Here is a 481-nt window from a genome sequence, read left to right as displayed (position 1 = left end):
GAAGCTGCTGTAAGAATTGAAAATGGAGATTTAAAAATGACTAACGTTCAGTTTGCTGAAAATGTTGATGGTTTCGCTTTAACTGACTATACTGGAGCTAATCAAGATTTCATCGGTCAAGGAGTTACTTCTGGAGCTGGTAATGGTGCTGCTGCTCCTGATTGGGCTGCTGGTTGGACAAGAGGATTAAGTAACAGTGGAGTTTCTAAAGAAAACTTAGCTGGTGAAGTTACTGGTGAAGTTACTTTAAAAGCTGATATTGAATACCAATTAACAAGCTCTTTCATAGTAAAAGATGGTGGAAAATTAACAATTCCTGCTGGAACAGTTATTAAAGCTACTGGTGGTACTTCTGCTTACATCGCTGTAGCTCAAGGAGGGCAAATCTTCATCAATGGTGAAGCAAACAATCCTGTAGTTATGACTTCTGGAGCTGCTACTCCTGCTCCTAAAGATTGGGGAGGATTAGTAGTATGTGGTC

The 481-nt window shown here is 39.9% G+C and carries 1 pseudogene; it reads left to right on the top strand.

Annotated elements, in window-relative coordinates:
• Window positions 1-36: 36 nt before the first annotated feature.
• Window positions 37-481, top strand: a pseudogene (locus OU788_RS12705) (hypothetical protein); the annotation flags it as partial.

The sequence above is a fragment of the Tenacibaculum sp. L6 genome (genome assembly GCF_028823685.1).
Lineage (GTDB): Bacteria > Bacteroidota > Bacteroidia > Flavobacteriales > Flavobacteriaceae > Polaribacter.
The sequence above is the reverse complement of the archived record's forward strand: the minus strand, read 5'-3'. Positions and strand labels throughout refer to the sequence as shown.